6 protein-coding genes are annotated in these 7,306 nt (G+C 34.3%); 2 read left to right on the top strand and 4 right to left on the bottom strand.

The features are described from left to right. Positions 1 to 218: 218 nt before the first annotated feature. The 3 genes from B2745_RS10840 to B2745_RS10830 all read right to left on the bottom strand — a co-directional run bounded on the left by B2745_RS10840 (position 219) and on the right by B2745_RS10830 (position 3,627). On the bottom strand, positions 219 to 527 hold the full coding sequence (locus B2745_RS10840; RefSeq protein ID WP_304066359.1) for a hypothetical protein: 309 nt from the start codon (positions 525 to 527) through the stop codon (positions 219 to 221). Positions 528 to 644: 117 nt separating this feature from the next. After that, complete coding sequence (locus B2745_RS10835; RefSeq protein ID WP_304066356.1) at positions 645 to 2,222, bottom strand: M28 family peptidase; 1,578 nt, start codon at positions 2,220 to 2,222, stop codon at positions 645 to 647. A 31-nt stretch (positions 2,223 to 2,253) separates the two neighbouring features. Next, entirely contained in the window at positions 2,254 to 3,627 is a 1,374-nt protein-coding gene (locus B2745_RS10830) for an exonuclease domain-containing protein (RefSeq protein ID WP_304066354.1), read from the bottom strand. 104 nt (positions 3,628 to 3,731) lie between these two features. Here B2745_RS10830 and B2745_RS10825 point away from each other — a divergent pair, with 104 nt between their 5' ends. Together B2745_RS10825 and B2745_RS10820 are read left to right on the top strand one after the other, a co-directional pair. Further along, positions 3,732 to 4,448, top strand: a complete 717-nt coding sequence (locus B2745_RS10825; protein ID WP_026903564.1) for an FKBP-type peptidyl-prolyl cis-trans isomerase — start codon at positions 3,732 to 3,734, stop codon at positions 4,446 to 4,448. Positions 4,449 to 4,674: 226 nt separating this feature from the next. Then, positions 4,675 to 6,591, top strand: coding sequence for a T9SS type A sorting domain-containing protein (locus B2745_RS10820; RefSeq protein ID WP_304066352.1), 1,917 nt, complete (start codon positions 4,675 to 4,677; stop codon positions 6,589 to 6,591). Positions 6,592 to 6,700: 109 nt separating this feature from the next. Here the strand turns inward: B2745_RS10820 and B2745_RS10815 are convergent. Then, the coding region (locus B2745_RS10815; RefSeq protein WP_349681784.1) for an MFS transporter at positions 6,701 to 7,306 on the bottom strand (606 nt) is incomplete at its 5' end.

The following is a 7,306-nucleotide window of genomic DNA, read 5'->3' as shown; positions in this document are numbered from 1 at the left end:
TTTTGGTTCCTTTTGGTCCCTCAAAAGGAACGAGCCACGCCGGCGATAGAGGCAGGAAATCATTATCATTAAGATTCCTGAACTAGTAATAAGTTTAATAATAATCGAAAAGCCATGTTAAGCACTCGTTCCAAACGAGCGCAAGAAGACTAAATCATATCATAAAAAAAGCTCGATTTAATTAAAATCGAGCTTTCTTATTTAAAGAGATATAAATTTTAGAAAACTAAAATCAATACTAATAAAATAATAATGATAGCTGTTGCAGATAAATAAACACCTCCAGACAATGCCTTAGATTCTTTTTTCATCTCTAACAATTCATTTTTAATCTCTTTACGTTCTTCTCTACTTAGTTTAGAACGATCTAATGATTTGATTTCCTCAACACGTTGAGAGATTTCTTGTAATCTTACTTTCTGACGTTCTGTTAATTCTGGGTTACGTTTTTCTGTACCCGATGCAAAAGCACTTACAGAGCCCATAAACATGAATACTGTTAATGCAAAGTAAATTAATCTTTTCATATTGATAAGTTTAGCTATTAATAAAACTATGCAAATACTATTAAAAATTGTACCAAATAAGGAAATCAGCTTTAAACTGTTAAAAGCTATCTCAGCATTTTTCTACTGTCCTAAAAACTATCTATTACTAGGCATATCATTTTTCCTGTCTACAGCCGGGCGTTCTGCTCTGTTTACCAAATCCCATGCGGTGTAAAATACCAATTGCGCTCTTTTGACCAATAAAGGGAAATTTATTTTTCCTATTTCATCGGTTTTTTGATGGTAATCTTCATGAGTACCGTTAAAATAGAAAATTACAGGAATATTATGCTTAGCGAAATTGTAATGGTCTGAACGGTAGTAAAAACGATTTGGATCCGCAGGATCATCATACCTGTAATCTAAAATCATGTTGAGATAAGTCTTGTTGGCTTTTTCACTAATATTTTTTAAGCTCGAACTCAATTTATCAGAGCCTATAACATAAATATAGTTAGCAGAATCTGAATGATTTTTATACAAGTCGCCTACCCTACCTATCATATCAATATTTAAATTGGTAATGGTATTGGCTAAGGGAAAAACTGGATTTCTAGAATACCATTCTGAACCTAAAAGCCCCTTTTCTTCACCTACTACAGTCATGAATAAGATGCTTCTTTGAGGTCCTTTCCCCTCTTTTTTAGCCTGTACGAAAGCTTCTGCCAGTTCCATTACAGCTGTTGTACCAGAGGCATCATCATCAGCTCCGTTATATACGTCGCCATCATCTGCAACGCCAATATGGTCGTAATGTGCGGTAATAACGACAACTTCATTTTTCAGCTTTTCATCTGTACCTTCTAAGAAACCTAATACATTATCAGCCTCTAAAGGCTTGATGATAAGTTCTATATCAACATCTAAATTACCATTAAAAGTAAATGAAGCAGGTTTTAGCCCGTTAAGAATCTGATTAGTTTCTGTAGCAAGATCTTTCTTAGTACCACCCATCAGCTTGCTTAATGCCGCTTTAGTAAGGTAAATAATGGGTGTGTTAGATTTAGTGTCACCCAACATCAAAGCCGGACGATCTTTATTGGTTCCGTTTTGCGACATACGGTTTACCTGCTCGCTTAAGATGATAATAGCCTGAGGTTTTTTAGCCTTTAAAGCGTCTATTTTTTTCGTACGATTGCTTGTCCAATCAGAATAATTACCGTCAGCTGTAATTAAAGATTTACCATTTCTTGCTGGCTCTCCCGGAAGTACAATAGCAACTTTACCCTCTAAGTTAAGATTGCTTAAATCATCGTATTTTTCAGATGTAATACCGTAGCCTACAAAAACAAAGTTTTTATAAGTTTTTTGAATTTTGGCTTCTGATATACCACTCAAATAAAAGTCTTTAAAAAATTCTAGGGTCTCACCATTGGCAATTACATTGGTTTTAGAAAGATATTGTTCTCTTAAATCCAATCTCTGAAAATAATCACCATTTACCGGAGCTTTAAGTCCTATACTTTTGAAATGGTTTCTGATATACTCAGCGGCTTTTTGCGCACCTAAATCACCAGTTTCTCTTCCGGCAAAATCATCGGCAGCTAAAACACTTAATTTTTTTGTAGCATCTGCAACGGTTATACTTTGAGCATATTTTATAGGTGTTTGATCCTGAGCAAAAATAACTGAGGAAACACTGATCACAACAGCAGTAAAAAGTATTTTTTTCATACTGATGAAGATAAACATCTTATTTTAAATCTTATTGTAACAAGATTAGTTTATCAGGGTTTTTGAAAGCAAAATCAAAGACGGTTTTTTGAATAAAATTGTAAGAAGGATAAGGTGTAACTTTGGATTTAATATCATCAAGCTCACTTACAATTTCTTGACTTTGCAAATAGCCCATACCATAAAAATCTCCTTTCTCTATTAATATACAGCATTTTTCATGTTCATCTCTTCCCTCATCTATAATCAAATAACTCTTAAATTCATCAGTAAAGGTTTTTAAGGCAGCAGCAACCCTTTGGTTATACGTAAGCGCATCCTCTTGTTTTAAGCAAGCATCACAACATATTGCAGCATGTATTTCTTTGGTTAAGGTACTTTTAAACCCACACAACTTAGGGCATAGCTCGTGGTTTTCTATCAGTTTTCTGAGGAACAAAATAGCCTCTGACTTGCTATTAAAGCTATGGTAAGGTTTCAAAAATTTAATCTTTTTACCAACTCCAAGAGTAAGATAACCCGCCTGATTTTCATAAACATATAAGGCAAACCTTAGCTCCGGATTTTTTAAAGCCCTATTTTCTTTGGGCCATAATCTTTTAATTTCTATAGCCTCAAAAATTAACGCTTGTAATTCTGAGCCACAAACTTCAAAATCTACATATTTGACATGTTTTAAAAAAGCTTGTTTCTTTTCATCGGGATTATTATTGGCGAAATGACTACAAACACGTTTATAAATATTTACAGCCTTACCCACATAAACAATCTTCTTTTGTTTGTTTTTAAAATAATAGACCCCTGGTGCATGCGGTAATCTATTGAGTTGTTCTTTGTCTAAAAGTGGTGGTAATATCTGCTCTTTTGAGTTTGCTTTTAGGGCTAAGGCAATGACATCCGACTGGTCTCTGTTGATAAGGATTTTAAATAAAGAAGCTGTAGCAAAGGCATCGCCCATAGCTCTGTGTCTATTTTCTATGCTGATTTCTAACTGTCTACAGAGTTTACCTAAACTATAGGATGGAAAACCAGGCAGTATTTTTCTTGCTAGGCGTACGGTACACAATTTCTTACTATTGAGCTGGTAACCCGCCTTTTTTAAATGGTAATGAATAAAAGAATAATCGAAATTTACATTATGTGCTACAAATACTTTCCCTTCTAATAAATTAAAAATTTGAGGTGCTAAGTCTTCAAATAAAGGTGCCTGGGCAGTCATCTCATCATCTATACCTGTAAGAGATTGTATAAAAGGCGGAATAGTTTGCTGCGGATTTACTAAAGATTCAAACTTTTGAACCACTTTGGTGCCATCAAATATTACTATAGCAATCTCTGTAATGCCATTGGCACTTGCGTGGCTTCCTGTAGTTTCTATATCAACAATTGCGTACAACCTATCCATAAAGCTAAAATACTAATTTAATTAGCAAATCAATAAACAAAAAATTATTCTTATAAAAATTTAGATTCGTTTGTTATTTATATATTTAGCCATATTTTAATTAAATGAAAAGAACATATTTAACCTTAACAGCTTTACTTTTAGTAGGAAGCTTTACCACAATTAACGCACAAACTAAATCTAAAAAGAAAGCAGCTCAAAAAACACCAGTTGTAGCGCCAGCATTAACAGCGGTAGACTCTGCCAGCTATTCTTTTGGTTTTAAAATAGCCCAAGGCTTAAAAGCTGATGGTGTAACTTCTTTAAACTATGCTATGCTTTCTAAAGCTATGGAAGATGTTTTTAAAGGCGATTCTTCCCTATTAACAGACGAGCAGGCTTCTAATGCAATTGGAAGTTTTTTACAGGCTGCTACCAAAGCAAAATTTAGCGAAGCCATTGCGAGCAACGAAAAATTTCTTGCAGAAAATAAAGTAAAAGCTGGTATTAAAGAAACTGCAAGCGGCTTACAATATGAGGTTCTTACAGAAGGTACAGGCGCAAAACCTAAAGCAGAAGATTTTGTTACGGTGCATTATAAAGGTTCTTTATTAAACGGTAAACAGTTTGACAGCTCTTACGACCGTGGTGAACCTATCAATTTACAATTAAACAGGGTTATACCAGGTTGGACAGAAGGCGTACAATTAATGTCGGTAGGTTCTAAGTATAAATTCTATATCCCTTATAAGTTAGGATACGGAGAAAATGGTGCCGGACAGGATATTCCACCTTACAGTACTTTAATTTTTGAAGTTGAACTGATTAAAATTGGTCAGTAAAATATATAAAGATTTAATTTTTAATATAGCTAAGTGTTTAAACGCTTGGCTATTTTTTTTTGATTTTAAGGAGTATTTTTTTTTTTACTCTACCTGAACATTAAATCTATTTACAATAATTTCTTCATTTCATTAGGGTAAATTTCTTCTGATTTGTTTTAACTAAGCATTCATAACAACCTTGCTGTGAATGATTTAATTATTAACCAATTTAATAAACCCTTTTATGAAAAAAATCTATTTTTTATGGATTTTAGCAGTCATTTGCTTAAAATTCAACCAACAGACTTTAGGTCAAACTCCCTATCCTACTTCCACAAAACTTTCGGACATTATTGGTGTCATTCACATGAATGGTACTTATCGATTTAATCCTAGTAAGGATTTTATGAAAGAAGGAGTTGATGAAATTGAGAATATGGGAACCAGTGTGATTAAATTATTTATGGGAAAATCTACCGCATTGTCTTACCCAAGCTATTGGGGAAATACATGGCCCACATTTACAAACTTAACAGCCTTGGCACAAACCAGTTATTTTCAGGATGCATTTAATCGTACTCAATTTAAAACTTATGTGCTTACTGCATTTGAGATGACAAATCCAGGAAATGTAACCAATTTCAAGGATGGTATTAGCGCTGCAGAAGAGACAAATCTTTATAATGAAATCTACAATTTCACTACCTACCTCTGTAATACTTATGCTGGCACTGGGAAAACTTTTATACTTGCAAATTGGGAAGGCGACGGAATGTTAGGGTTTGTTAACGAAAGTCCGTTACCATCTCCTACCGTTCAATCCATACGTTTGGCAGGATTAGTAAAATGGTTTCAAATTAGACAAAATGCTATATCTGCTGCTAGAACAGCCGCAAACAAGACAGGCGTAACTGTACTGGGCGCCGCAGAATTTAATCATGTTTCTATCAGAAAAACTTACGATTGGCCCACTGTTATAGACTCTGTAGTACCAAAATTGAATATGGATTTATACTCTTTTTCTAATTGGAAGTCTAATACACCAGAAACTGTTGACGATTTTAATGGTACCTTAAATTACATTAAAGCGAAATGTCCTGATTCTGACTTATTTGGAGCTAACAATATCTATTTAGGTGAAACAGGAACTTTTGAAAATTATAGTGTTGTGGGAGATATCCCGGCTCATAACGACTATAGTGACCGTGTCTCAAGACAAATTATGCAAAGAAACACAGAACTTGCTTTAAAATTTGGTATAAGATACATTTTGCATTGGCAAATATATTGCAACGGTTTGAGGCAAGGAGTAGTACTTCCGCCCGGACAAAACGCAACAGAGAGCCAATTAAAAGGCACTGGAATTAGAAGAGCTGATGGATCATATTCTGGCATTTACAACTACTATAAAGCTATAATGCCTAAAACAATAGGTGAGTATTTACATGCTTATGAGGCTGAAGCCCAACTTACCGCAAAAAGTACTGGAGATACAGAGAGTGATGTTATTTACACTGGAGCAAGCGGTCTTTATTTTTCTAAATTAGACGCTAATGCTGTTGGTGATTGGATACAATACACCTTAAGAGTTTCACAAACAGATTCATGCACCATAAAAGTAAAATATCGGAAAGGACCAACTTATGGTAAATTTAAGTTAACTGTTGGAAGCACTGTATTAAATACAGTTGTAGACTGTTACAAAACAGGTGATAATACCTTTGCTGAAGTTACTTTAGGTAAGATTAAATTTAATGGTAGTCCTGCTAGTTATAATTTCAAATTCACGGTAGAAGGAAAAACAGGAGCTGAATATGATTTAGGAATTGATGCTATTGAAATAATACCAAGTACTGGTCAATTTTTTAATGTTACATCATTTGCTCGTAACAGCCCATTACTTGAAAAAATTCATACTACAGAAGATGTGGTTTTTACTGATTTCAAATTTTATCCTAACCCTGTTATTCATAACTTTTCTACCGAGTTAAATAAGCTTTATGATATTACCATATTTGATTTATTAGGTAAGCAAGTGATGCAACAATACGGCTTAATAGGCAAACAACAGTTTGATTTATCAAATCTTAATAAAGGAATCTATTTATTAAGAGTAAATAGTGAAGGGAAAACGATTGTTAAGAAACTAATATTGCAATAATAATTTCTCTACAAAAGTCCTATGAAGTAAAATATTAAATCCCTGATTCGAAAGAATCGGGGATTTAATTTAGAGAAAAATAAGCGCCAAACATTTTATATTGCAAAAGCTATGATTCTTCTAGATAATCCAAATCCTTCGTAAAGGTTTCCTCCATGTATTTTAAAGCCCAAAATGCTAAGCCTAAACTGATGATCCCTACTGCTATACCTGCATGTATTAAGTTGTTATTGAAAAAGCCTGTGAAGAACTGAAACAACAAGCTAAGCGGTACCACTGCTCCTCTTACCACATTGGGTACTGTTGTAGTTACCGTTGCCCTGATATTGGTTCCAAACTGCTCGGTTGCTATCGTCATGAAGATGACCCAGTAGCCTACCGAGAATCCTAAGAATATACAGATACTGTAAAAAGTAGTTAAACTGATTTGACTGGAGCCTAGAAATAAACTTATACCTATAACCGATAAAAACAGGTATACATACACTACCTTCTTCCTGCTTTTTAGGTATTGGCTTAGCAAACCACTTGCTATATCGCCTAGCACCAAACCTGCATAACAGCAAGCTACCGCCGCTCCGCCGTTTACTTCGCCGTCTACTTGTAATACCTTGCCAAACTCTGGTGATAAGGTAATTAATATCCCTACTACAAACCATAGGGGTACTCCTATCACCACACAGCCTAAGTATTTTAAAAAACGCTTTCGGCTTTT

This window comes from Pedobacter glucosidilyticus (genome assembly GCF_002483235.1).
Lineage (GTDB): Bacteria > Bacteroidota > Bacteroidia > Sphingobacteriales > Sphingobacteriaceae > Pseudopedobacter > Pseudopedobacter glucosidilyticum_B.
The sequence above is the reverse complement of the archived record's forward strand: the minus strand, read 5'-3'. Positions and strand labels throughout refer to the sequence as shown.